The 24,714-nt window shown below is 72.3% G+C and carries 19 protein-coding genes and 1 pseudogene; 10 read left to right on the top strand and 10 right to left on the bottom strand.

The features are described from left to right. Nucleotides 1–88: 88 nt before the first annotated feature. The 5 genes from BLW14_RS12160 to BLW14_RS12140 form a co-directional block, all read right to left on the bottom strand. Nucleotides 89–1,117: a hydroxyacid dehydrogenase gene (locus BLW14_RS12160; RefSeq protein ID WP_093707068.1), complete on the bottom strand. Its 1,029-nt coding sequence runs from the start codon at nucleotides 1,115–1,117 to the stop codon at nucleotides 89–91. Between the two features lie 32 nt (nucleotides 1,118–1,149). Then, nucleotides 1,150–2,004 carry a carbohydrate ABC transporter permease gene (locus tag BLW14_RS12155; protein WP_093707066.1) on the bottom strand — a complete coding sequence of 285 codons (855 nt, stop codon included), beginning with the start codon at nucleotides 2,002–2,004 and terminating at the stop codon, nucleotides 1,150–1,152. Beyond that, entirely contained in the window at nucleotides 2,001–2,888 is an 888-nt protein-coding gene (locus BLW14_RS12150; protein ID WP_093707064.1) for a carbohydrate ABC transporter permease, read from the bottom strand. Before BLW14_RS12150 ends, BLW14_RS12155 begins: the two co-directional genes overlap by 4 nt. A 4-nt stretch (nucleotides 2,889–2,892) precedes the next feature. Next, the gene (locus BLW14_RS12145; RefSeq protein ID WP_093707062.1) at nucleotides 2,893–4,221 is read right to left on the bottom strand and encodes an ABC transporter substrate-binding protein; all 1,329 of its coding nucleotides are present in this window, start codon (nucleotides 4,219–4,221) and stop codon (nucleotides 2,893–2,895) included. 108 nt (nucleotides 4,222–4,329) lie between these two features. Beyond that, complete coding sequence (locus BLW14_RS12140) at nucleotides 4,330–5,409, bottom strand: substrate-binding domain-containing protein (RefSeq protein WP_093707060.1); 1,080 nt, start codon at nucleotides 5,407–5,409, stop codon at nucleotides 4,330–4,332. Nucleotides 5,410–5,593: 184 nt separating this feature from the next. Here BLW14_RS12140 and BLW14_RS12135 point away from each other — a divergent pair, with 184 nt between their 5' ends. Continuing rightward, a complete protein-coding gene (locus BLW14_RS12135; protein ID WP_093707058.1) occupies nucleotides 5,594–7,360 on the top strand; it encodes a DUF2264 domain-containing protein in 1,767 nt (588 codons plus the stop codon). Between the two features lie 7 nt (nucleotides 7,361–7,367). On the opposite strand, the gene BLW14_RS12130 is transcribed toward BLW14_RS12135, so the two are convergent. Further along, nucleotides 7,368–8,141 carry an SDR family NAD(P)-dependent oxidoreductase gene (locus tag BLW14_RS12130; protein ID WP_093707056.1) on the bottom strand — a complete coding sequence of 258 codons (774 nt, stop codon included), beginning with the start codon at nucleotides 8,139–8,141 and terminating at the stop codon, nucleotides 7,368–7,370. Nucleotides 8,142–8,242: 101 nt separating this feature from the next. On the opposite strand from BLW14_RS12130, the gene BLW14_RS12125 reads away from it, so the two are divergent. Next, on the top strand, nucleotides 8,243–9,163 hold the full coding sequence (locus BLW14_RS12125; RefSeq protein ID WP_093707054.1) for a LysR family transcriptional regulator: 921 nt from the start codon (nucleotides 8,243–8,245) through the stop codon (nucleotides 9,161–9,163). Between the two features lie 128 nt (nucleotides 9,164–9,291). Here the strand turns inward: BLW14_RS12125 and BLW14_RS12120 are convergent, their stop codons facing one another. Then, entirely contained in the window at nucleotides 9,292–9,618 is a 327-nt protein-coding gene (locus BLW14_RS12120; protein WP_093707052.1) for a WhiB family transcriptional regulator, read from the bottom strand. Nucleotides 9,619–10,044: 426 nt separating this feature from the next. Here BLW14_RS12120 and BLW14_RS12115 point away from each other — a divergent pair. From BLW14_RS12115 to BLW14_RS12100, 4 genes and pseudogenes are all read left to right on the top strand, one after another. Then, nucleotides 10,045–10,655, top strand: a pseudogene (locus BLW14_RS12115) (response regulator). A gap of 246 nt (nucleotides 10,656–10,901) precedes the next feature. Continuing rightward, nucleotides 10,902–11,477 (top strand): sigma-70 family RNA polymerase sigma factor, encoded by a 576-nt coding sequence (locus tag BLW14_RS12110; RefSeq protein ID WP_018101160.1) that lies wholly within the window; start codon nucleotides 10,902–10,904, stop codon nucleotides 11,475–11,477. Nucleotides 11,478–11,636: 159 nt separating this feature from the next. Further along, a complete protein-coding gene (guaB, locus tag BLW14_RS12105) occupies nucleotides 11,637–13,139 on the top strand; it encodes an IMP dehydrogenase (RefSeq protein WP_093707050.1) in 1,503 nt (500 codons plus the stop codon). A 105-nt stretch (nucleotides 13,140–13,244) separates the two neighbouring features. Next, nucleotides 13,245–14,369: a GuaB3 family IMP dehydrogenase-related protein gene (locus BLW14_RS12100; protein ID WP_093707048.1), complete on the top strand. Its 1,125-nt coding sequence runs from the start codon at nucleotides 13,245–13,247 to the stop codon at nucleotides 14,367–14,369. A gap of 118 nt (nucleotides 14,370–14,487) precedes the next feature. On the opposite strand, the gene BLW14_RS34220 is transcribed toward BLW14_RS12100, so the two are convergent. Continuing rightward, a complete protein-coding gene (locus BLW14_RS34220; protein ID WP_143052004.1) occupies nucleotides 14,488–14,775 on the bottom strand; it encodes a hypothetical protein in 288 nt (95 codons plus the stop codon). 69 nt (nucleotides 14,776–14,844) lie between these two features. Between BLW14_RS34220 and BLW14_RS34215 the strand changes: the two genes are divergently transcribed. Further along, nucleotides 14,845–15,105: a hypothetical protein gene (locus BLW14_RS34215; protein WP_143052003.1), complete on the top strand. Its 261-nt coding sequence runs from the start codon at nucleotides 14,845–14,847 to the stop codon at nucleotides 15,103–15,105. Between the two features lie 261 nt (nucleotides 15,106–15,366). Here the strand turns inward: BLW14_RS34215 and BLW14_RS12090 are convergent, their stop codons facing one another. Together BLW14_RS12090 and BLW14_RS12085 are read right to left on the bottom strand one after the other, a co-directional pair. Then, nucleotides 15,367–15,903, bottom strand: a complete 537-nt coding sequence (locus BLW14_RS12090; RefSeq protein WP_093707044.1) for a hypothetical protein — start codon at nucleotides 15,901–15,903, stop codon at nucleotides 15,367–15,369. A gap of 123 nt (nucleotides 15,904–16,026) precedes the next feature. Then, a complete protein-coding gene (locus BLW14_RS12085) occupies nucleotides 16,027–17,289 on the bottom strand; it encodes a nucleotide sugar dehydrogenase (RefSeq protein ID WP_093707042.1) in 1,263 nt (420 codons plus the stop codon). Nucleotides 17,290–17,536: 247 nt separating this feature from the next. Here BLW14_RS12085 and BLW14_RS12080 point away from each other — a divergent pair, with 247 nt between their 5' ends. From BLW14_RS12080 to BLW14_RS12070, 3 genes are all read left to right on the top strand, one after another. Beyond that, nucleotides 17,537–19,243, top strand: coding sequence for a glycerol-3-phosphate dehydrogenase/oxidase (locus tag BLW14_RS12080; RefSeq protein ID WP_093707040.1), 1,707 nt, complete (start codon nucleotides 17,537–17,539; stop codon nucleotides 19,241–19,243). 146 nt (nucleotides 19,244–19,389) lie between these two features. Further along, nucleotides 19,390–21,312, top strand: coding sequence for a serine/threonine-protein kinase (locus BLW14_RS12075; protein WP_093707038.1), 1,923 nt, complete (start codon nucleotides 19,390–19,392; stop codon nucleotides 21,310–21,312). 181 nt (nucleotides 21,313–21,493) lie between these two features. Further along, the gene (locus BLW14_RS12070) at nucleotides 21,494–24,679 is read left to right on the top strand and encodes a protein kinase (RefSeq protein ID WP_093707036.1); all 3,186 of its coding nucleotides are present in this window, start codon (nucleotides 21,494–21,496) and stop codon (nucleotides 24,677–24,679) included. Nucleotides 24,680–24,714 lie beyond the last annotated feature (35 nt).

Raw genomic sequence — 24,714 nt, 5'->3', positions numbered from 1 at the left:
CGCTCCGGCGCAAACGGAAGGCCCGGCGCCCCCCTCGGGGGTGCCGGGCCTTCCGCACATCCTGTGCCGGCGGGGCTGGATGTGCCGGTTACGCCGAGCGGTCCAGCGCAGCCGGATGCACCGGGTCCGCGAACGGGCGGCCCGCCGCGTACCGTTCGAGCTCGTCCAGCGTGTGGTCGGTCATGCGGTGGAGCTCGTTGCCGAGGGAGCCGGCGACGTGCGGGGTGAGGAGCACGTTCGGCAGGTCGTACAACGGGGAGTCGGCGGGCGGCAGTTCGGGGTCCGTCACGTCCAGTACGGCGTGCAGCCTGCCCGGGACCACCTCGCGGAGCAGGGCCGCCTCGTCGATCAGGGAGCCGCGGGCGGTGTTGATCAGCGTCGAGCCGGTCCGCATCAGGGACAGCTCGCGGGCGGAGATCATGTGGTGGGTCCCGGGGAGCTGGGGGGCGTGTACGGAGACGACGTCGGCGCGGGCGCACAGCTCGTCCAGGCCGACCGGTTCGACGCCGAGCCGCGCCGCCTCCGCCGCGGTGACGAAGGGGTCGTACAGCAGGACCCGCAGGTCGAACGGCCGGAGCAGCTCGATGACGCGGCGGCCGATGCGGGAGGCGCCGACGATGCCCACCGTGCGGTGGTAGTTGCCGGCCCCGTCCAGCTCGGCGCGCCAGTCGTGGTCGGCGCGGACCTCGCGGTAGACGTGGGCGGAGTGCGGGACGCGCTTGTTGGCCAGGAGGATCGTGGCCAGGGTGTACTCGGCCACGGGCAGGGCGTTGGCCCCGGCCGCCGAGGAGACGGCGAGGCCGCGTTCCCAGCAGGCGTCCGTGATGTGGTGCTTGACCGAACCGGCCGCGTGGACGACCGCCCTGAGGCGGGGCGCGGCGGCGAGGACCCGGTCGGTGAGCGGGGTCGCGCCCCAGCAGGTGAGGAGGACCTCGGCCTCGGCGAGGGCGGCGGCGACGCGGGGGTCCGGGTCGGCCAGGTCGTGGGCGACGAGGGCCGGGTCCGTACGGGCGAGGGCGGTGAGCCGGTCGCGGTGGCGCGGCTCGAAGAGGCGCTCGTAGATGTCCGGGCCCATCGCGAGCAGGAGCGAGGGCCGGTGGGCGGAGGTGGACTGCATGGCGGTGGTGGCTCCCTGGGGGTCGCGGTGGGCTACTTGACGCTGCCGGCGGTGAGTCCGGCCTTCCAGTGCCGCTGAAGGGAGACGAAGGCGACGATCAGGGGGATGACGGCGAGGAGGGACCCGGTGACGACGAGCGGGTAGAAGCCGGGCTCGCTGTGGGTGTTGGTGTTCCAGGAGTACAGGCCGAGGCTCAGCGGGAAGAGCTTGCGGTCCGAGAGCATCACCAGGGGGAGGAAGAAGTTGTTCCAGATCGCGGTGAACTGGAACAGGAACACTGTCACGAAGCCCGGCATCATCATCGGCAGCCCGATGGAGAAGAAGGTGCGCAGCTCGCCCGCACCGTCGATGCGGGCCGCCTCCAGCGCCTCGCCTGGGATGTAGCCGGCGGAGAAGACCCGGGCGAGATAGACGCCGAAGGGGTTCACCAGGACGGGGATCAGCACCGACCAGTACGTGTTGACGATCCCGATCTTGCTGGCCAGCAGGTACATCGGCAGGGCCAGGGCCGTCGTGGGCACGAGCACGCCGAGCAGGACCAGCCCGAACAGCTTCTCCTTGCCCCGGAACTCGTACTTGTCGAAGGCGTACCCGGCCGCGACGCAGATCAGCGAGCAGACGGCAGCCCCGACCCCCGCGTACAGCAGGCTGTTCCCGTACCAGCGGAAGTAGACGCCGTCCCCGTACGAGGCGATGTCCGAGAGGTTCTTCGAGAGGTCGAAGCCCTCGAAGGAGAAGGTGTCCCCGGCGAGCAGAGAGCCGGTGTCCTTGGTGGCGGCGGTGACCAGCCAGACGAGCGGGAAGAGCATGTAGAGGACGGCCAGGAGCAGGGCTCCGTTGACGGCGGCCTTCGACAGCCAGGGGTTCTTGCGGGTCGTGGTGCTCATGCGTGCGCGCCCTTCCGGCCGGTGAGGCGGGTGACGACGAAGGACAGCAGGGCGGCGGTGAGCGCGAGGAGTACGGAGGCGGCGGCCGCGAGTCCGAAGTCGTTGCGGGAGAAGGCCGCGGTGTAGGCGTACATGTTCGGTGTCCAGGAGGAGGAGACGGCGGACCCGGAGCCGGTGTTGAGGATCAGGGGTTCGGTGAACAGCTGGAGCGAGCCGATGATCGTGAAGAGTACGACCATCAGGACCGAGGAGCGGATCAGCGGGAGCTTGATGCTGAACGCGATGCGCCCGCCGCTCGCCCCGTCGACCGTGGCGGCTTCCAGCACCGAGCGGTCGATGGCCTGGAGCGCGGCGTAGAAGATCACCATGTTGTAGCCGAGCCACTCCCAGAGCGCGATGTTCACGATGGACGGGAGCGCGCCGCCCGGGGAGAAGAAGTCGAAGCCGATCCCGCCGGAGTGCATCGCGGAGACCACGGGGCTCAGGCCCGGGGTGTACAGGTACAGCCAGATCATCGCGGCGATGATGCCGGGCACGGCGTGCGGCAGGAACAGCGCGAGCTGGAAGAAGCGCTTGGCGCGGGCGAGCGCCGAGTCGAGCAGCAGCGCGAGCGCGAGGGCTCCGCCGACCATCAGCGGGATGTAGACGACGCAGTAGCCGAGCAGGACGAGGAAGCCGTCGCGGAAGACCCGGTCACCCAGCGCCGCCGTGTAGTTGCCGAGTCCGGTGAAGACCGTCTCGGATCCGCCGAAGCCGAGCCCCGACTGCTGTTCGGTGAAGAGGCTGAGCCAGACCGCGTAACCGATCGGGATCAGCATCACGACGGTGAACAGGACGAAGAACGGGGTCAGCAGGGTCGCGGCGGCGCGGGTGCGGGCTTTCATCCGGTCAGCCCTCGACCTTCAGGCCGCGCTTGGACAGCTCCGCGACGGTCGCGTCGTGGGCCGCCTTCACCGCCTCGGGGACGGTGGTGCCGCCGCCGGCGAGCTTGCCGAACTGGTCCTTGAGCGTGGTGTTGGTGGTGCCCATCGAGGGGCCCCAGGTCCAGCCCTGCGCGATGGCGGAGCCGCCGTCCTCGAAGACCTGGTAGATGTCCTGGCCGCCGTAGAACTCGGTGTCGAAGGCCTTCTTCGCGGCGGGGCGCAGGGAGAGCGCGGCCGGGAACGCGCTGGAGGTGCCGGAGGAGATGCGGGCCTTGATGCCCTCCTCCGTGGTGGTCATCCAGGTGGCGAACTCGACGGCCGCCGCGGCCTTCTCGCTGTTCTTCGGCACGGCGAAGGTGGTGCCGCCGAGCATGCCGCTGGCGGGCTTGCCGTCCCAGGTCGGGATCGGGGCGACGGCCCACTTGCCGCTCTGCTCGGGCAGCGTGGAGCCGAGGACGCCGCCGCCCCAGGAGGCGCCGAGGTAGCCGATGGTGCCGCCGGTCTTCAGGGAGTTGGTCCAGGCGGGCGAGAAGGAGGCGTCGGTGCGGACCAGGCCGCCCTTGATCAGGCCCTGCCAGTAGTCGGCGACCTTGGTGGTGGTGCCGTCGGTGGTGTTGACCTTCCACGTGTCGCCGTCGGCCTTGAACCACTGGGCGCCGGCCTGCCAGACCATCGCCTCGAAGGTGGTCGGGTCGTCCGGGAAGAAGGTGCCGATGCGGGCCTTGGAGTCGGCCTTCTTCACCTTCTCGGCGGCGGACTTGAACTCGTCCCAGGTCTTGGGCACCGCGATGCCGTACTTCTCGAACAGGTCCTTGCGGTAGAAGAAGGCCTGCGGCGCCGCGTCGAAGGGGACCGCCCAGGTCTTGCCGCCGAGGGTCGTCTGCTCGACGGCCTGAGGCAGGAACTTCTTCCGGGTCTCCTCGGTGAAGTACTTCCCGATGTCCTGGAAGCCGCCCTGGCTGACGTACTCGGGGAGCTGCGGGTACTCGACGGAGACCAGGTCGGGGGCGTTGCCCGCCTTGATCGCGTTGGAGATCTTGGCGTAGCCGCCGGCGTTGCCGGACGGGGTCTCCTCGAACTTCACGCGGATGTTCTTGTGCGAGGCGTTGAACGCGTCCACGACCTCCTTGGTGCCCTTGGCCCAGCCCCAGAAGGTGATGGTCACGGGCTTGGCGGCGGTGCCGGTGCCGCCGCCGTCGGAGTCGTCTCCGCTCCCGCCGCAGGCCGTGACGACGGCGAGGGCGGTGACGGCTCCGGCTATGGAAAGAGTCGTTCTGCTCCAACTGCGGTTCACGGCGTAGCTCCTGAATCAGCGGCGACATTGACGTTGGGCGTGATCCTTGGCCCAGCGATGTCCGAAGTCAAGAGCGAAAGATTGATTGATCGAGAAAAGATCAGAACGTTATCGAGTGGTCGAAGCCCGCACCCGCAGTCGGGGCAGCAGCGCCAGATGCCGGCCGGGCTCGTCCTCGTCCTGCCCGGAACCGAGCCTGCTGATCAGCAACTCCGTTGCGCAGCGCCCGATATGACGCTTCGGCGGGCTGACCGCGGTCAGCGGGATGTCACCCAGCGCGGCCACCTCGTCGTCGTACGCGATCACCGCCAGGTCCTCCGGCACGCGCACGCCCAGGTCCGACAGGCGCTGGACCAGGTGGATCGCGTCCACGTCGTTGTGCACCAGCGCGGACGCGGCCCGGCCGGAGACCACCGCGTCGCGCACCTCCCGCACCGCCGCGTCGAAGCGGGCCGGGTCGACCTCGGGGCCGGACGTCCCGATCATCGCGGGTGCCCCGGTGTGCCCCAGCACCGCCAGCGCGTCCTCGTACCCGGAGCGCACCGCGAGCGCGGTCGGGCTGTCGGCGCGGGCGACGAGCAGCGGGGTGCCGTGGCCCAGGCCGACCAGATGGCGCACGGCGAGCAGGACCCCGTGCCGGTGGTCCGAGCAGACCCGGTCCAGGCCGTCGAGGGGTGACCCGGGCGCCGGGGTGCGTTCCAGGAGCACTGTGGGCACCGGCAGCCCGGCCATCCAGTCCCCGTACGCCGCCTGGTCCTCGGCGCCCCGCCAGGCCGGGGCGATCAGCAGCCCGTCCGCCCCGGAGGCCAGCAGCCCCTCGGCGCGCGCCCGGTCCTCCTCGGGGCGGTAGTCGGAGATCCGCAGCACCAGGCGGGCGCCGGCGCGGGCCGCGGCCTCGTGCGCACCGCGGATGACCTCGGCGAAGTAGTACGTCGCCGACGGCGCGATCAGCCCGATCACCGGGCCGCCGGCCGGGTCGGCGCCGGCGGGGGCCGCGGCGTCCCGGGGCCAGGAGACCGAACCGTGTACCCGGTCGAGCAGCCCGCGCTCGGACAGCGCCTCGACGTCGCGGCGCACGGTGACGGGGGAGACCCCCAGCAGGCCGGCCAGGTCCGAGACGCGGGCCGAGCCGCGCTCCCGTACCAGGGCCAGAAGTCGGTCGTGACGTTCAGCAGCACTCTCGCGCACGGCGGCAGTCCCCCTCGTGAATTCCGATGCGGTGGCTCGGCCGGACCCCGACCCGCACCGGAGACCCTAGTGCAGTGTGATCGATTGACGGAAGTTTCGATCATTCGCTACTTCGCCATTGACGTTCGATCGTCCACGGTTCAGGATTCCCGGCGACGCCGCAGTCCGCCTCCAGGGGAGCATCATGCCCACGACGAGTCCGTACACGGGCCGCACCCGTGCCGATTGGGAGCGGGCGGCCGACCAGCTGCTGCTCGCGGTACGCCCCTACGCCTCGCCCCGGAACGGCCGCATCGACCTCCCCGGCCCCCGGCCGAGCTGGTCCGGACCCCTCTCCGACGGCCTCGAAGGCTACGCGCGCACCTGGCTGCTCGCCGCGTTCCGGATCGCCGGGGCGGGCGGCGAGGACTCGCACGGCTTCCTCGGCCGGTACGCCGAAGGGCTCGCCGCCGGTACGTCGGACCCGGCGGGGAGCCCCGACGCCTGGCCCCGCATCGCGGACGTCCCCCAGGCCATCGTCGAGTCCGCCTCCCTCGCCCTGGGCCTGCGCCTCACCCGCCCCTGGCTCTGGGACACCCTCGACGACACCACCCGGCAGCGCGCCGTCGACTGGCTGCTCCCCGCCCTGGACGCGCCCCCGGTGAACAACAACTGGTGGTTCTTCGGGCTCACCGTCGCCGGCTTCCTCCAGGACGCGGGCATCGAGACCGACCGCGCCCGGCGCACGATCGACCGCGCGCTGGAGCACGTCGAGGACTGGTACGTGGGCGACGGCTGGTACAGCGACGGCCCGAACCGCTCCTTCGACCACTACAACGCCTGGGCGATGCACTTCTACCCCGTCCTGCACGCCCAGCTCGCGGGCGACCGGGACCTCCTCGACCGCTACGGCCCCCGGCTGCACCGCCAGCTCGACGACTACAGCCGCATGTTCGGCGCGGACGGCGCCCCCATGCCGTTCGGCCGCTCCCTCACCTACCGCTTCGCCGCCGCGGCCGCCCCCTGGCTCGGCGCCATGACCGGCCACACCCCGCTCACCCCGGGCGCCACCCGCCGCCTGGCCTCCGGCACCCTCGGCTACTTCCTGGACCGGGGCGCCACCGGCCGGGACGGCCTTCTCACCCTCGGCTGGCACGGCCCGTACGAACCCGTGCTCCAGACGTACTCCGGCCCCGCCTCCCCGTACTGGGCGTCCAAGGGCTTCCTCGGGCTGCTGATGCCCCCGGACCACCCCGTCTGGACGGCCGACGAGGAGCCGCTGCCCGCCGAGCGGGAGGACGCCGTGACCGTCCTCGGGCCGACCGGCCTGCTCCTCCAGTCCACCGCCGCGGACGGCCTGGTCCGGCTCCACAACCACGGCTCGAACCACGTGGGCGACGACGAGGACCCCGGCTACGCCCGCTTCGCGTACTCCACCCGCACCGGCCCCACGCACGGGGACGCCGAACGCGACAACCACTTCGCGCTGCTCGTCGACGGCGGCGAACCGACCGCCCGCCTCACCGCCGACCCCCTCGGCCACGCCGCCTCCGCGCACACCCCGCGCCCCGGCGTCCGCGTCGTCTCCGCCACCCTCGCCCACGGCCGCGCCGAGGTCCGCGCGCATCTGGTCACGGGCGCGCCCGAGGGCACGCCCGTCCGCCAGACGGGGTGGGCGACCGGGGACGACCAGGCGCTCACCGCCCAGCTCCACCCGGTCCACGGCTACGAGGGCGGAGTCCGCGAACGGCCCGGCGGGGACACCATGTTCGGCGAGACCTCCCGGCTCCTGGCCGTCGAGGGCACGACCACCGGACCCCGGTCCCTCTTCGTCGCGCTCGCCTCGCTCACCGGGGAGGCGGACCCGGCGCCCGTCGACACCCTCGCCGGGATCCACGTACACAGCCCCCACGAGATCCGGGTGGCCTGGCACGACGGCACCACCGCCGTACTCCGGCTCCCGGAGGAGTGAAGGCCCCCTACTGCGGCCCGTACTTGCGGCCCGTCCGCGAGGTCAGCCCTCCGAGCAGGCCGCGGGGCGCCAGCTTCACCGCGCCCATCAGCACCTTGTAACGGGGGTCCGGGATCGACACGGACTTCCCGCGCGCCAGGTCCGCGAGCGCCGCGCTCACCAGCTTGTCCGCGTCGAGCCACATCCAGCCCGGGATGTTGCCCGTGCCCATCCCGGCCCGCTGGTGGAACTCCGTACGCACGAAGCCGGGGCACAGCGCCATCAGCCGCACCCCGGACCCGGCGAGGTCCTTCGCCGCGCCCTGGCTGAACTGCACGACCCACGCCTTGGAGGCCCCGTACGTACCGCGCGGCACGAACGCCGCCACCGAGGCCACGTTCACGATCCCGCCCCGGCCGCGCTCCTTCATACCGGCCGCCGCCGCCGAGGTCAGCCGCAGCACCGCCTCGCAGTGCACCTTCAGCATCGCCAGCTCGTCGGCCATGGGGACGTCCAGATAACGGCCCTTGTTGCCGAAGCCCGCGTTGTTCACCAGCAGGTCGACCGGGTGCCGGGCGTCCCCGAGGCGTTCCTCGACCGCGCGGATCCCCTTGTCGTCGGACAGGTCGGCCCTCAGCACCTCGGCCTCGATGCCGTGCCGGTCGTGCAGCTCGGTCGCCTGCTCGCGCAGCCGCTCCGTGTCCCGGGCCACCAGGACCAGGTCGTACCCGTCGGCGGCGAGCCGCCGGGCGAAGGCGGCGCCGATGCCCGCCGTCGCGCCCGTGATCAGTGCAGTCGTCATACGCGGCACGTTAGTGGTACGCCCGGAGAGCCGGACGGCCCGCCCTCAAAGCCCGCACGCGGGAACTCGCCGCTGCCCCAAGACCCGCTTATGCTGGAGGGGTGATCGAAGCCCGCCACCTCCGCGTCCTGCGCGCCGTGTCCGCCACCGGCTCGTTCTCCGCCGCCGCCCGCGAACTGGGCTGCACCCAGCCCGCGGTCAGCCAGCAGATGAAGGCCCTGGAGTCCTCGGCGGGGACCACGCTGCTGATCCGGACGGGCCGCGAGATGCGGCTGACGCAGGCGGGCGAGGCACTCGTACGGCACGCCTCCGGCATCCTCGCCGGGCTCACCGCCGCCGAGGAGGAGGTCGCCGCCATCGCCGGGCTCCGGGCCGGCCGGGTCCGCCTCGTCTCGTTCCCCAGCGGCAGCTCGTCCCTGGTCCCCGGTGCCCTCGCCGCACTGCGCGCCGCGCACCCCGGGACGCGGGTGTCCCTCGTCGAGGCCGAGCCGCCCCGGTCCGAGGAGATGCTGCGCGACGGCGACTGCGACATCGCCCTCGCCTTCCGGTACGGCGAACCGGGCGCCGAGTGGGACGACCTGGTGGTGCGCCCCCTGCTCACCGACCGGCTGACCGGCCTCGTCCCCGAGGGCCACGCACTGGCGGACCGGGACGCGGTCGGCATCGCGGAACTCGCCGGGGAGTCCTGGATCGCGGGGTGCCCCCGGTGCCGCAGGCAGCTCGTGGAGGTGTGCGAGGAGTCCGGCTTCACCCCGCGCATCGACTTCGCCACCGACGACTACCCGGCGGTGATCGGCCTGGTCGGCGCGGGCCTGGGCGTGGCCGTGCTGCCGGCGCTGGCCATCGAGTCGGTACGCCCGAGGGGGGCCAGGACCGTCACGGTGGAGCCGGCCATCGAACGCGAGATCGTCGCATTGACCCTCCCCGACCTGGCAAGGGTCCCGGCGGTCTCGGCGACCCTGGACGAACTGGCCCGGGCCAGCTCAGGCCTCACCGCCACTTCCAGCCCCGCCGGCGTTTGAGGCGCGGAGCCCCGAAACCCAGCCCCTCCGGCGCTTGAGGAGGGGGGTCCGGGGCGGAGCCCCGGTTCCGGGAAGGGGCGGGGTGGGGTGAAGAAACGTTTCTCCTCTAACGTGCGGCGCGCGGGGCGTCAGCCGTGCTCCGGCGGCGAAGCCGGCACCGCGGCCGTGATCAGCCGATTGCGCGCACGCCCCATCAGCTCCTCGCGCTCGTCCTCGGTCAGCCCGCCCCACACCCCGTAGGGCTCACGGACGGCCAGGGCGTGCGCCGCACACTCCGCGCGTACGGGGCAGCGCATGCACACCTCCTTCGCGGAGGTCTCGCGGGCGCTCCGGGCGGCCCCGCGTTCCCCCTCGGGATGGAAGAAGAGCGAACTGTCGACCCCGCGGCAGGCGGCCAGCAGCTGCCAGTCCCACAGATCGGCGTTGGGTCCGGGAAGGCGGGAGAAATCGGCCATTGCTTGTCCCCTCGAAACCGTGCTGAGTCGGAAGCGTCGTCGTGCGTCGTGGGCGGGTGCTCGTCGATGACCGTGTACAAGACCGTACATCTACGGTGTTAGTAGATGTAAATATGACTGATTGCGAATCTAGCCACAGACACCAGCAAAAGGGAAGAAATCCCGCTAAATGGGGCACGGGTGCACCAAAAGTTTCGGTTGACGGCTGTACAACCCGTGGCGCTCTGCTCCGTGAGCGCTTCCTCACGTAGAGTGCCGAACTCGGTCTTCCAACCCGTAACTCTTTCGAGTGACCATCGTTGAGAGTGCGGAGGCGGTTGGCAGAAAGAGCGATCGGGCAGATGTCCGAGAGCGTCAACCGCACAGGTGACGACTTGTAACAGCCTGGAGGCTCAAGGTGACGCGCATCAGCTGCGGAGGGCGGTCATGACATCCGTCCTCGTCTGCGACGACTCCCCGCTTGCCCGAGAAGCGCTCCGTCGCGCGGTTGCGACCGTGCCCGGCGTCGAGCGTGTGACGACGGCCGCCAACGGCGAGGAAGTCCTCCGCCGCTGGGGTGCCGACCGTTCGGATCTCATTCTCATGGACGTACGCATGCCCGGCCTCGGGGGGTGGAGACGGTCCGCCGGCTGCTCTCCGCCGATCCCGGCGCCCGGATCATCATGCTGACCGTCGCGGAAGACCTGGACGGCGTCGCGCTCGCGGTCGCCGCCGGTGCCCGCGGCTATCTGCACAAGGACGCCTCCCGGGCCGAGCTCAGGGCGACCGTCACCCAGGCCCTGGCCGACCCGACGTGGCGGCTCGCCCCGCGCCGGCTGCGGTCGGCCGAGATGGGTGCGGCGCCCACGCTCACGGCCCGCGAGATCCAGGTCCTCGAAGGGATGAGCCACGGCCGCTCCAACGCGGAGATCGGCCGCGAGCTGTTCCTCTCCGAGGACACGGTGAAGACGCACGCCCGGCGGCTGTTCAAGAAGCTCGGCGCATCGGACCGGGCGCACGCGGTGGCCCTCGGCTTCCGGTGGGGCCTGGTCCGCTGACGGCCGGCCCGGGCCGGGGGGTGCGGCGCGAGCCGTACCCCGCCCGACGGAGCCCGCGCTCCGGCGGTATGTGACGCTTCCCGGCCGATGCCGCATCCTTGAGACGTGGAGTTCCTCGGGAACGATTCGGTCGAGCGGAAGGGGAGGGCGCAGGACATGACTTCCGGCGCACCCGCTCATAACGCTTCGGTGCACAACTACGGACGCGGTGCCGCGGATGAAGTGGGACCGGGGCACCATGGTTCGATGCGCGACGACGGAACGACGGTGATCGGTGCCCTGGTGCACCGCGCCGTCGAGGGCGACGCGCAGGCCACCCACGATCTGCTGGCCCACGTCCACCCGCTCGCCCTGCGCTACTGCAGGTCCCGGCTGAACCGGCTGCCCGGTGACGCCCGCCACTTCGTCGAGGACCTGGCGCAGGAGGTCTGCGTCGCGGTGCTCATGGCGCTGCCGCGCTACAAGGACACCGGCAGACCCTTCGAAGCATTCGTCTTCGCCATCGCCGGTCACAAGGTGGCCGATCTCCAGCGCGCCGCGATGCGGCACCCGGGGTCGACCGCCGTGCCCTCCGACGAGATGCCGGAGCGGCCCGACGACTCGCTCGGACCCGAGGAGCGCGCGCTGCTCAGCAGCGACGCCGCCTGGGCCAAGAAGCTCCTGGCCAACCTGCCGGAGAACCAGCGCGAGCTGCTCGTGCTGCGCGTCGCCGTCGGGCTGACCGCCGAGGAGACCGGGCAGATGCTGGGCATGTCCCCGGGCGCCGTCCGGGTCGCGCAGCACCGGGCGCTGAGCCGGCTGCGGGCCCTCGCCGAGCAGTGAGCCGGCAGGGTCCGAAGGTGGGCCGGGCCCCTCGGAGACGTACGCCACTGCCGTAGGAAGCTACAGAACCTGCGGGTGATCTTGCTCGTGGAATGAGACGCCTCCAGAGGCCGTTAGCATGGACATCCGCACCGATCAAGGCCATTTGGGGAAGGTGTCATGACTGCAAACGTCGACGGAGTGCCCGAGAAATTCGCGACGCTCGGGCTGACATACGACGACGTGCTGCTGCTGCCGGGCGCATCCGAAGTGCTGCCCAACGCGGTCGACACCTCGACGCTCATCTCGCGCAACGTACGCGTCAACATCCCGCTGCTGTCCGCCGCCATGGACAAGGTGACCGAGGCCCGCATGGCCATCGCCATGGCCCGGCAGGGCGGCGTCGGCGTGCTGCACCGCAACCTCTCGGTCGAGGACCAGGTCAACCAGGTCGACCTGGTGAAGCGGTCCGAGTCCGGCATGGTCAGCGACCCGATCACGGTCGGCCCGGACGCCACGCTCGCGGAGGCCGACGCGCTCTGCGCGAAGTTCCGCATCAGCGGCGTCCCGGTCACCGACCGGGCGGGCAAGCTGCTCGGCATCGTCACCAACCGCGACATGGCCTTCGAGTCGGACCGCTCGCGCCAGGTGCGCGAGGTCATGACGCCGATGCCGCTGGTCACGGGCAAGGTCGGCATCTCCGGCGTGGACGCCATGGAGCTGCTGCGCCGCCACAAGATCGAGAAGCTCCCGCTGGTCGACGAGGCGGGCATCCTCAAGGGCCTCATCACGGTCAAGGACTTCAAGAAGGCCGAGCAGTACCCGAACGCGGCCAAGGACGCCGACGGCCGGCTGCTCGTCGGCGCCGCCGTGGGCGCCAGCCCCGAGGCGCTCGACCGCGCCCAGGCGCTGGCCGAGGCGGGCGTAGACTTCCTGATCGTCGACACCTCGCACGGCCACAACAGCAACGCGCTCAACTGGATGGCCAAGATCAAGTCGGCCGTCTCCGTCGACGTCATCGGCGGCAACGTCGCGACCCGCGACGGCGCCCAGGCCCTGATCGACGCCGGCGTGGACGGCGTCAAGGTCGGCGTCGGCCCCGGCTCCATCTGTACGACCCGCGTCGTCGCCGGCATCGGCGTCCCGCAGGTCACCGCGATCTACGAGGCCGCCCTGGCGGCTCGCGCCGCGGGCGTCCCGGTCATCGGCGACGGCGGCCTGCAGTACTCGGGCGACATCGGCAAGGCGCTCGCCGCCGGCGCCGACAGCGTGATGCTGGGCTCGCTCCTCGCGGGCTGCGAGGAGTCGCCGGGCGAGCTCCTCTTCATCAACGGCAAGCAGTTCAAGTCGTACCGCGGCATGGGCTCGCTGGGCGCGATGCAGTCCCGCGGCCAGGGCCGCTCCTACTCCAAGGACCGGTACTTCCAGGCCGAGGTCGCCTCGGACGACAAGCTCGTCCCCGAGGGCATCGAGGGCCAGGTCCCCTACCGCGGCCCCCTCGCCAACGTGCTGCACCAGCTGGTCGGCGGCCTCCGCCAGACGATGGGTTACGTGGGCGCCGCGTCGGTGGACGAGATGGAGAGCAAGGGCCGCTTCGTGCGGATCACCTCGGCGGGCCTCAAGGAGAGCCACCCGCACGACATCCAGATGACGGTCGAAGCACCGAACTACAGCAGGAAGTAACGCGACAGCGCAGGTGAGGGGCGGACCGGGGTTCCCGGGACCGCCCCTCACGTGTGTGTCGGGGATACTGGACAGCGCAGACGCAGAGGGAAAGGCCACATCATCGTGACTGAGATCGAGATCGGGCGCGGCAAGCGCGGCCGCCGGGCATACGCATTCGACGACATCGCCGTCGTCCCGAGCCGCCGGACCCGCGACCCGAAGGAGGTCTCGATCGCCTGGCAGATCGACGCCTACCGCTTCGAGCTGCCGTTCCTGGCCGCCCCCATGGACTCCGTGGTGTCCCCGCAGCACGCCATCCGCATCGGCGAGCTCGGCGGCCTCGGCGTCCTCAACCTGGAAGGGCTGTGGACCCGGCACGCCGACCCGCAGCCGCTGCTCGACGAGATCGCCGAGATGCCCGTCGAGTCCGCGACCCGCCGGCTCCAGGAGATCTACTCCGCCCCCATCCAGGAGGAGCTGATCGGCCAGCGCATCAAGGAGGTGCGGGACGCCGGCGTCGTCACCGCCGCCGCGCTCTCCCCGCAGCGCACCGCCCAGTTCTCCAAGGCGGTCGTCGACGCGGGCGTCGACATCTTCGTCATCCGCGGCACCACGGTCTCCGCCGAGCACGTCTCGGGCGCGGCCGAGCCGCTGAACCTGAAGCAGTTCATCTACGAGCTGGACGTCCCGGTGATCGTCGGCGGCTGCGCCACGTACACCGCGGCCCTGCACCTGATGCGGACCGGCGCTGCCGGTGTCCTCGTCGGCTTCGGCGGCGGCGCCGCGCACACCACGCGCAACGTGTTCGGCATCCAGGTCCCGATGGCGACCGCCGTCGCCGACGTGGCCGGTGCCCGCCGCGACTACATGGACGAGTCCGGCGGCCGGTACGTGCACGTCATCGCGGACGGCGGCGTCGGCTGGTCCGGCGACCTGCCGAAGGCCATCGCCTGCGGCGCGGACGCCGTGATGATGGGCTCCCCGCTGGCCCGCGCGACGGACGCGCCCGGCCGCGGCCGGCACTGGGGCATGGAGGCCGTCCACGAGGACGTGCCGCGCGGCAAGCTGGTGGACCTCGGCTCGGTCGGCACCACGGAGGAGGTCCTCACGGGCCCCTCGCACACCCCGGACGGCTCGATGAACATCTTCGGCGCCCTCCGCCGCGCGATGGCCACCACGGGCTACAGCGACCTCAAGGAGTTCCAGCGCGTCGAGGTAACGGTGGCGGACTCGCAGCACCGTCGCTGACTGTGCCTTAGCACGCTGTGTCATTTCAGGACGTGATGGGGGCCCACCGGATCGGTGGGCCCCCATCACGTGTGTGCCTCGGGAGGTGGCTTCCCACTCGCCAGTGTCCTGACGGAGCTCAGATCTCGCTCAATTCGAGTGGGAGAGTCGTGTGCGGAGCCGCGAGCCGGACTAGCGTCGGGGCGCTGCCCTGATCAGCAGCCACGACGAGGGGGAAGTTTTGCGATTCACGAATTCTGCTGTCGCCCGAGGGATAGGCGCTGCAACTGCCGTTCTTGCTGTCGTCCTTGCGACGATGGGCATGGCTGGTGAAGCCCAGGCAGTCAGCAAGCGGGTCTGTCTGAGCAGAGGCGGCCACTTCGTTTACTGCAAGCTCAAGAACGTCAAGTACGAGGGTGTGGTCCAAGGGAAGGCGGCCATCGCCATAGTGCAGGGGCGGGGGCCCATGACGCTCACACTGACTTCAATCGAGACCGTGAGCAACACCAAAAGCTCGACGGTCACGGTAACTGAGGGGGCCATCTCGGGTGCAGTCGGGTTCGACGTCACGAAGTCCCGCACGAAGAGCATGTCGGGCAGCTGGGGCGTTCCGAAGGGCAAGTTCGGCACGCTGAAGGCATACCCGATCTACAAGTCGTACTCCTTCAAGATCTACAGCAAGCTCGACGGCAGGTACGTGGGTAAGGGCACGGCCCGAAAGGCCGTTGGCTACCGCTACACGCATTCCGCGAAGTAGGCGCAGAGCAAGGGCCCGCCCTGGTCCGCAAGGACCGGGGCGGTGCCCGACGGGCCGCACCTGCGAGGCCGTCCGCGACGCTTTCACGGGCGCTGTGAAGACCCGTACCGGCGCCGCCGAACCCAACGACCGCCCACGCAAAACGCTCGGCGGGTAGACCCCCGCCGAGCGCATGCATGTACTGCTTGCGGCCTGATCACATGACCGCGCGTTGCAACAACCCCTTCCGGACCGCCTCGCGGTCCGGGCGTCGGGTTCTCGTTACGCAGCCTTCTTCGCACCGGCGACGGCACCGACCGCGCCGAGCGCCAGGAAGATGTACGTCTTGAAGTCGGCCGCCTGGCCCCATGCGTGCGACAGGTCACCGAAGTGGTTGAAGAAGATGCTGGTCGCCGACTCCTGCGCCACGTCCGTGAGGGCGATCGACACGCCCGCTATCTGGCCGATGTAGACGGCGCCGACGGACAGCAGAGCGCTGACGACGATCAGGGCGGGGTTGGCGCCACCGACCTTGCTCGCGCCGAAGCCGACGAGGAAGCCGACGCCGACGGCGATGTAACCGATCTCGTGCTCGAAGTTGCCGAGGATGAGGCCGTAGACGAGTGCGCCGACGAGCGCCGCGACGACGGCGGCCACCAGACCGAGCGCGATGTTGTCGCGCGCCGGCGGGGCCGGGGGGATGAACGGGGCGGGGGCGCCGAACGGGGCGCCGCCGGGCTGCTGGCCGCCGGCGAACGGGTTGCCGCCCTGGGGCTGGGCGTCGTAGGGCTGGTTCGGCGGCGGGACGGGCTGGCTCATGCTGGGTTTCTCCCCCTGGGGACGTCTACGCACTGCTGTGCGAGGAGTGACGCCGCAGGCTAGCAGCCGGTTCCGACATCGGCCCACCGAAATCCTTGGGGGAACTGGGCTGAGGGCCCGTCATCAGAGCCGGTGCGCGGCTCCGGCGGGGGTCGCGCCGCGGGTGTCCAGGAGGAGCTGCGCCTTCACGGCGAGGCCCTGGAGGTCGTACGTGCGGTGGTGCTGGAGCAGGACCGTCAGGTCCGCGCCGGCAGCGGCCTCGTAGAGCGAATCGGCGCGAGGGACGGGGAGTTGGCGGACGCGCCAGTCCAGGACGTGCGGGTCGTGGAAGCCGATCTGGGCGCCCATGTCCATCAGCCGGGTGGCGATCTCGCGGGCGGGGGACGCCTCCTGGTCGGCGAGGTCGGGCTTGTAGGTGACGCCGAGGAGGAGAATTCTCGCGCCCCGAACCGCCTTCCCGTGTTCGTTGAGGAGGGTCGCGCAGCGCTGGATCACGTACTGCGGCATCCGGTCGTTGATCTCCTGCGCCAGCGAGACCATCCGCAGCGGCGGCCCGGGGGTGCGGCTGTTGTACGGGAGGTGGCCGGGGTCGACCGGGGCGCCGTGGCCGCCGACGCCGGGCCCCGGGCGGAACGGCTGGAAGCCGAACGGCTTGGTCTCGGCGCACCGGATGACGTCCCAGAGGTCGACGCCGAGGTCGTGGCAGAGCACCGCCATCTCGTTGACCAGGGCGATGTTGACGTGCCGGAAGTTCGTCTCCAGGACCTTCGTCATCTCGGCCTCGCGCGGCCCCTTGGCGCGGACCACCTTGTCGGTGAGCCGGCCGTAGAAGGCGGCGGCCGACTCGGTGCAGGCGGGGGTGAGGCCGCCGATGACCTTGGGGGTGTTGGCGTACACGTGGGTGCGGTTGCCGGGGTCGAGCCGGCTGGGGGAGTGCGCGAGGTGGAAGTCGCGCCCGCCGCGCAGCCCCGAGCCCTGTTCCAGGATCGGGAGCAGGAAGTTCTCCGTGGTGCCCGGGGGCACGGCCGACTCCAGGAGCACCGTGGTGTGCGGGCGCAGCCGGGCGGCGAGGGCGCGGGCCGCGTCGGCGACGGCGCTCAGGTCGAGGGTGCGGTCGGGGCCGAGCGGGGTCGGAGCGCAGATCACGGCGGTGCGGACCCGGCCCAGCTCGGCCTGGTCGGTGGTGGGCCGGAAGCCCAGGGACAGCATGCGGCGGATGTCGGACGCCGGGAGCGACCCCTCGACCGGGGCGCGGCCGGCCGCGACCTCCGCGAAGGCCCGGGGGTCGGTGTCGTAGCCGATGGTCTGGATGCCGGCGTGGACGGCGGCCTGAGCGAGGGGCAGGCCGAGGTGGCCGAGTCCGATGACGGCGAGGTCTGCGGGCACGTGGGTGGCCGTCCTTCCCTTAAGACCAGGAGACAGAAAGCGCAACCGCTGTGGACAGCGCTATGTCAGGTTAGGCGTAAATATGACCTGTATGTCGCATTGTCGGGGCGTTGTCGCCCGGGTGTTGTCCACAGGCGGTGGCTGAAGTCGCCGAGCGCGGACAGAATCGATCTGTGGGCACGGGTCCCGAACGCACGATCGGGGCCGTATTCCGTGCCGGACCACCCCGATCCACCGGGAGGCAGCAGTGAGGACAGCGACACTGGGACCCGCGGAGCGCACCGAGGCGCTCGCCGCCATGGCCGAGCGCGAACTGGACGTGCTGGTCGTCGGGGCGGGCGTGGTCGGCGCCGGCACGGCGCTGGACGCGGTCACCAGAGGGCTCTCGACCGGCCTGGTCGAGGCGCGCGACTGGGCGTCCGGCACGTCGAGCAGGTCGAGCAAGCTGATCCACGGCGGGCTGCGCTATCTGGAGATGCTCGACTTCGCCCTCGTGCGGGAGGCGCTGAAGGAGCGCGGGCTGCTCCTCGAACGGCTCGCCCCGCACCTGGTGAAGCCGGTGCCGTTCCTCTATCCGTTGCGGCACAAGGGCTGGGAGCGGCTGTACGCCGGATCCGGGGTCGCGCTGTACGACGCGATGTCGGTGTCGTCCGGGCACGGCCGCGGTCTGCCCGTGCACCGCCACCTCTCCCGCCGCCGGGCCCTGCGCGTCGCGCCGGCCCTGAAGCGGGACGCCCTGGTGGGGGCCCTGCAGTACTACGACGCCCAGATGGACGACGCCCGCTATGTGGCCACGCTGGTGCGCACCGCCGCCCTCTACGGCGCGCGGGTGGCGAACCGGGCGCGGGTGACCGGTTTCCTCCGGGAGGGCGAGCGCGTCGTCGGCGCCCTCGTGGAGGACGCCGAGGCGGGCGGCACGTACGAGATCAGGGCCAAACAGGTGGTCAACGCGACCGGGGTCTGGACGGACGACACCCAGTCGCTGATCGGGGAGCGCGGCCAGTTCCACGTCCGCGCCTCCAAGGGCATCCACCTGGTCGTCCCCAAGGACCGCATCCACTCCTCGACCGGCCTCATCCTGCGCACCGAGAAGTCCGTGCTCTTCGTCATCCCCTGGGGCCGGCACTGGATCGTGGGCACCACGGACACCGACTGGGACCTGGACAAGGCCCACCCGGCCGCCTCCAGCGCCGACATCGACTATCTCCTTGAACATGTGAACTCGGTCCTGTCGACACCCCTGACCAGGGACGACGTCGAGGGCGTCTACGCGGGCCTGCGGCCGTTGCTGGCCGGTGAGTCGGACGCCACGAGCAAGCTGTCCCGCGAGCACACCGTGGCCCACCCGGTGCCCGGGCTCGTCGTCGTCGCGGGCGGCAAGTACACGACGTACCGGGTGATGGCGAAGGACGCCGTCGACGAGGCGGTGCACGGCCTGGACCAGCGGGTCGCGGACTGCGTCACCGAGGACGTCCCGCTGCTCGGCGCCGAGGGCTACCGCGCCCTGTGGAACGCGCGCGCCAGGATCGCCGCCCGCACCGGACTGCACGTCGCCCGGGTGGAGCACCTGCTCAACCGGTACGGCTCGATGACCGAGGAGCTCCTGGAGCTGATCGTCGCCGACCCCGTCCTCGGCGAGCCGCTGCCGGCCGCCGACGACTACCTGAAGGCCGAGATCGTGTACGCCGCCTCGCACGAGGGGGCGCGTCACCTGGACGACGTACTGACCCGGCGCACCCGGATCTCCATCGAGACCTTCGACCGGGGCGCCCGCTCGGCCAGGCTCTGCGCCGAGCTGATGGCGCCGGTCCTCGGCTGGGACGCGGGCCAGATCGACCGCGAGGTCGCGCACTACGAGAAGCGGGTGGAGGCCGAACGCGAATCGCAGCGCCAGCCGGACGACCTGACGGCGGACGCGGCGCGGCTGGGCGCACCGGACATCGTGCCGCTCTGACGGGCGTTCAGCGGGGCTCCACGGACAGCGCCGGGGCCCCGTCACGGCCGAGCCCGGGACACGGGACCGGCCCCGGCACCGGGGCCGGTCCCGGGGTGAGGGACAATGACAGCTCTGCCAGGGCGGGTTGATCGCAGAGGGGACGCATGTCGGAGGCGGAGCAGGCACGGGAGCCCCAACGGGACAAGGACGGACGGCTCCTTGCGGGGCGGTACCGGCTGGGGGAGGTGCTCGGCCGGGGCGGTATGGGCACGGTCTGGCGTGCCGTCGACGAGACACTGGGCCGCACGGTCGCGGTCAAGGAACTGCGATTTCCCTCGGCCATCGACGAGGACGAGAAGCGCCGGCTCATCACGCGCACGCTGCGCGAGGCCAAGGCGATCGCGCGCATCCGGAACAACGGCGCGGTCACGGTCTACGACGTCGTCGACGAGGACGACCGGCCGTGGATCGTCATGGAGCTCATCGAGGGCAAGTCGCTGGCCGAGGCGGTCCGCGAGGACGGTGTCCTGACCCCGAAGCGGGCGGCCGAGATCGGCCTCGCCCTCCTCGACGTGCTGCGCTCCGCGCACCGCGAGGGCATCCTGCACCGCGACGTGAAGCCGTCCAACGTGCTGATCGCCGAGGACGGCCGGGTCGTGCTGACCGACTTCGGCATCGCCCAGGTCGAGGGTGACCCCTCGGTCACCTCCACCGGCATGCTCGTCGGCGCCCCCTCGTACATCTCGCCGGAGCGGGCGCGCGGGCACAAGCCCGGCCCGCCCGCCGACCTCTGGTCGCTCGGCGGTCTGCTGTACGCGAGCGTCGAGGGCTCCCCGCCGTACGACAAGGGCTCCGCCATCGCGACCCTGACCGCCGTGATGACCGAACCGCTGGACCCGCCGAAGAACGCGGGCCCGCTGAAGGACGTCATCTACGGCCTGCTCACCCGCGACCCCGACCAGCGGCTCGACGACGCGGGGGCGCGCGCCCTGCTCAACGACGTCATCAGCTCCTTCGAGCAGCCGGAGCGCCCGGTCCCGCCCCCGGCCGACGCCACGCAGGTGATGGCGCTGCCCAAGGGCGTCGCCGACGCGGAGGCGGGCGAGGGCACCCGTGACCGGCTGCGCGGGGCGCTGCGCTCCGTGCGGAGCGCCCGGACGGCGCCCGCCGCCGGTGCGGCCGCCGCGCCCGTCACCGCGCCGCCCGTACCGGCCCGGCCGACCCCGGCCCCCGGCGCCGCGTCCCCCTCGGGTGCCGTGCCGCCGCAGCGCCCGGCCTCCTCGCCGGTCACCGCGCCCCGGGCGTCCCTCACGGACGTGGTGCCGCGCCGCACCCTCGCGATCATCGCGGCCGTCATCGTGCTCGCCGTCCTCGGTACGGTGCTGGCCCTCACACTCGGCGGGGGCGACGACCCCGACGACTCGGGCGGGAAGAACACCGGCGCGTCCGCGCCCGCCGCGACGCCCAGCACCGGCGGCTCGTCCGACCCGGCCGACGCCGAACAGGGCGGCAGCGGCAAGCAGCAGGAGACCGGTAAGGGCGAGGACAAGGGCAAGGACGCCGGCGGGAACGGCGACGCCGACCAGCAGGGCGAGGGCGGGAAGAAGGGCGACTCGGCCGAGGACGCCGTGCCCGCCGGCTACCACACCGTCACCAACAAGCGGTTCCACTTCTCCATCGCGATGCCCAAGGGCTTCCGCTTCGACACCACGTCCGGGCAGGGCGCCGGCGCCATCTACAACGCCGACGGCGGCTTCCCCCGGCTCCAGGTCGACTACACCTCCTCGCCCGGCGGCGACGCAGCCGCCGCGTGGAAGGCCGCCCGGGGCGGGGTCGCCTCCTCCAGCTCGAACTACCACCACCTCGGCATCCAGAAGGTGCAGTACAAGGGCTACCCGACCGTCGCCGACTGGCAGTTCGAACGCACGCAGCACGGGCAGCGGGTCCGGGTGCTCAACCGGGGCTTTAAGGCCGACGGCAGCCACGGCTACGCGATCATGATCAGCTGCAAGGCCGACGAGTGGGACGGCAAGGAGTGCCGGACGCTGCGGAAGACGGCGTTCGACTCGTTCGAGCCGGTGGACTGAGGGCCGGCCGGGCGGCCGGGTTGCACCGACCCTGCCGCGCGGCCGCCGCATGCCACGTATGGTGAGAGCCCGGAGACCGTACGCAGCCGAAACACGCAGTCAATTGCACCGCAAGCGACCGCGATCGACCGATTCGGTGCGGTCTTCGTGACCGGGGGACAGCGCGCTCTGGGGAGGCGTCGTGGACGACTACGCGGGTCGGGTGCTCGCCGACCGCTATCGCCTTCCGCTGCCTCCGTCCGACGCGTACGAACTCGTCGAGACACGGGCCTTCGACACGTACAGCGGGCAGGAGGTCCTGGTCCGTCAGGTGCCGCTGCCCGAGGTGGTGGACGCGGAGTTCGTCGAGGGCGACGGGCGCGCGTCCGCCGTGCTGGCCGACGTCCGGCGGCCGGCGGACCCGGCCGTGCGGCGCGCGATCGAGGCCGCCCAGGCGGCGGCCCAGGTCCCCGACCATCCGCGCCTCGACCAGGTCTTCGACGTCTTCGCGGAGGCGGGCTCGCTCTGGATAGTGAGCGAACTCGTCGCGTCCCGACCGCTCGCGGCCCTGCTCGCGGAGCGCCCGCTCACCCCGTACCGGGCGGCGGAGATCGGCTCCGACGTGCTCACCGCGCTCCGCGTGCTGCACGCGCACGGCTGGACCCATCGCAACATCACCGCACGCACGGTGCTCGTCTGCGACGACGGACGCGTCGTCCTCACCGGGCTCGCCGCCGGTGCGGCCGAGGAGGCGTTGTGCGGCTACAGCCCGGTGCCGCGCCCCGAGGACGACGAGCCGGACGAGGACGGCCACGGCGGCCCCGCCGTCGAGACCGGCCCCACCGGGCCCTACGTGCCGCCCGCCACCGACCCCGGGCGGCTGCCCGCGTCGCGCGGCCCCGCCGCGATCGAGTCGGGCCCGTACGACGGGTCGGCGCCCGCCGCCGGCACGGACAGCGCGGCCCGCGCCCGGGCCGGCGCGATCGCCGCGTACCGCGCGGGCACCCGTGCGGGCGCCCGCGCCACGGGGGCGGCACTGCCGCCGGGGACGCGCGAGGGTGCGGGGCCGCAGGGGGCCGATGACGAGTACGGGGAGGGTCCGGACGCGGCCTCCGGGGCCTGGGGTGCGGGACCGCAGGGGCGGGACGACGGGTACGGGGACGACCCGGAGGCACCGTCGGGCGCCGGGGGCTTGGGCCCGCACGGGCGGCATGACGGGTACGGGGACGACCCGGAGGCACCGTCGGGCGCCGGGGGCTTGGGCCCGCACGGGCGGCATGACGGGTACGGGGACGACTCGGGTGCGCCGTCGGGTGACTGGAGTGTGGCGCCGCAGGGGCGGGACGACACGTACGGGGACGACCCGGGCGCGCCGTCGGGTGGCTGGGGGGCCGTGCCGGTGGGGCGGGGCGAGGAGACGGGTGACGGCCGGCCGTGGTGGGACGGCCCGCAGGGGGTGGACGCCGAGGACGGGGACGGGCCGGGCACGGGCTCCGGGGCCTGGAGCGTCCTTCCGCCGGCGCGGGACGACGAGTTCGGCGACGAGCGGGGGCCCGCTCGCTCCTGGAGCACCCCGCCGCACCCCCGCCCCGAACTGCCTCAGCTGCCCGGGGGCTGGGTGCGCGACCCCGACGCGCGGGGACCGTACGGCCAGGTGCCGCCCTACGACCCCGAGCCCTATGACGACGAGGACGACGACGAGGACGACGACGGCGGGCCGCCGCCGCGACGGCTGCACCTGACCGGTACGTGGGACGACGGCCCCGCCGCCGGCCGGCCCGTCCCGGCGGGCGGCTCCCGCGAGGACGCGCTGCGCGCCGACGCGGCGCGGAGGGGCGCGGCCCCGGGCAGGCGCGCCGAGCTGCCGCCGGCCGGTCGCGACGCCTCCGGCCGTCGGACGCCCGGTCGCCAGGAAACCCGGCGCGCCGAGCTGCCATCGGCCGGTCGCGAACCGTACGGCGCCGGGCCGCGCGGGCGGGACGCGGGGCGTGAGGCACCCTCCTCGCGGTGGGACGACGACTCCGAGGCACCCGGCGGGTCCGGGTACCAGGGCCCCGCCACCGCGCTCGCCGCCGAGCGGGCCCGGCAGGCTCGGATCGCCGTGGTCGGTGCCGTCACCGAGCGCTGGGCGCCCGAGCAGGCCGGGCCCGTGCACGGGAACTGGCAGCTGGCGCCGCCCATCGGGCCCGCCACCGACCTGTGGGCCCTGGGCGCGCTGCTGTTCCGCGCCGTACAGGGGCACGCGCCCTACCCGGAGGACAGCGCCGCCGAGCTGGTCCAGATGGTCTGCGGCGAGCCACCCGCCTTCGCCGAGGAGTGCGGGCCGCTGCGCCCGGTCGTCGAGTCGCTGCTGCGCCAAGACCCGACCGAACGGCCCGACGTGGAGGAGCTGAGCGGCTGGCTGCGCTCCCTCGTACGGTCGGCGCCGGAACCGGAGGCCGGGCTCGACGTCGTGATGATGCCCGCCGAGGACGCCACGCGGCTGCCCGTCGTACGCCGGCGCGGCGAGCTCGTCCGCAAGCGGCGCGCCCGTCGCGGCGGCGGGACGCACGCCCGGCACCGGCAGACCCGGGACGCCGTGGACCGTACCGCCGTAACGCACCACGAGCCACGGCTGAAGGAGCCCCGCCGGCCCCGGGAACCCCGTGAGCCCCGCGCGCTGCGGCAGGGCGACCGGCCGCGCAGCCTCGGCCGGACCCTGCTCGTCCTGATCCTGCTGGCGCTCGTCGGGGCCATCGCGTACGCGGTGCTGTTCATGCCCAGGTCCGGCGAGGACGGCGAGGACAAGGGGACCGGCGCCGCACCCTCCCGTACCGCCTCCGCGCCCCCGGCCTCCGCGACGCCCGAGCCCACGGCCGGCGCCTCGAAGAAGCCGTCGCCCGCCAAGTCGTCCGGGGCGCAGAAGCCGCAGACCAGCCGGTCCGCCGCCGCGCTCGCGCCCGGCTACACGCTGCGCAAGGACGCCGAGGGCTTCGAGGTCGGGCTGCCCAAGGGCTGGCAGCGCAGCCCGGCCAACGCGGAGCGCCAGGTCCGCTACGGCAGCGACGGCTTCAGCGTGCTCATCGTCCCCGGGCGCGACACCGCCAAGGCCAACGGCAGCGACCCGCTCGACTACCAGCGGGACAGGGAACCGGAGTTGAAGCCGTTCCGGGACTCCAGCTGGTCGACGGCGAGCGGACTGCGCCGTACGGACGTGGGCCGACAGGCCATGGCGGAGGGCCAGTTCACCTGGCAGGACGTCAACGGCCGCGAGGTGTACGTACGCAACCTCGTGATGCTCGTCGGCGGGCGCTACCACATCCTCCAGGTCATCGGCCCGGAGGACGAGCGCGACCGGATCACCGAGATCTACCAACAGGCCGGCCTGTCCTACCGAGTGACGGGCTGAAGCACAGGATCTGCATCACAGTGCGGTCTCGTGGG

The organism is Streptomyces sp. 2131.1, from assembly GCF_900105515.1.
Lineage (GTDB): Bacteria > Actinomycetota > Actinomycetes > Streptomycetales > Streptomycetaceae > Streptomyces > Streptomyces drozdowiczii.
Note: the sequence above shows the minus strand (reverse complement) of the source record. Positions and strands in the feature narration are given on the sequence as shown.

Excerpts from the sequence above, each read along its gene's own strand:
- BLW14_RS12160 (WP_093707068.1), bottom strand. The coding sequence starts at position 1,117 with ATGCAGTCCACCTCCGCCCACCGGCCCTCGCTCCTGCTCGCGATGGGC.
- BLW14_RS12155 (WP_093707066.1), bottom strand. The coding sequence starts at position 2,004 with ATGAGCACCACGACCCGCAAGAACCCCTGGCTGTCGAAGGCCGCCGTC.
- BLW14_RS12150 (WP_093707064.1), bottom strand. The coding sequence starts at position 2,888 with ATGAAAGCCCGCACCCGCGCCGCCGCGACCCTGCTGACCCCGTTCTTC.
- BLW14_RS12135 (WP_093707058.1), top strand. The coding sequence starts at position 5,594 with ATGCCCACGACGAGTCCGTACACGGGCCGCACCCGTGCCGATTGGGAG.
- BLW14_RS12130 (WP_093707056.1), bottom strand. The coding sequence starts at position 8,141 with ATGACGACTGCACTGATCACGGGCGCGACGGCGGGCATCGGCGCCGCC.
- BLW14_RS12120 (WP_093707052.1), bottom strand. The coding sequence starts at position 9,618 with ATGGCCGATTTCTCCCGCCTTCCCGGACCCAACGCCGATCTGTGGGAC.
- BLW14_RS12110 (WP_018101160.1), top strand. The coding sequence starts at position 10,902 with ATGCGCGACGACGGAACGACGGTGATCGGTGCCCTGGTGCACCGCGCC.
- guaB (WP_093707050.1), top strand. The coding sequence starts at position 11,637 with ATGACTGCAAACGTCGACGGAGTGCCCGAGAAATTCGCGACGCTCGGG.
- BLW14_RS12090 (WP_093707044.1), bottom strand. The coding sequence starts at position 15,903 with ATGAGCCAGCCCGTCCCGCCGCCGAACCAGCCCTACGACGCCCAGCCC.
- BLW14_RS12075 (WP_093707038.1), top strand. The coding sequence starts at position 19,390 with ATGTCGGAGGCGGAGCAGGCACGGGAGCCCCAACGGGACAAGGACGGA.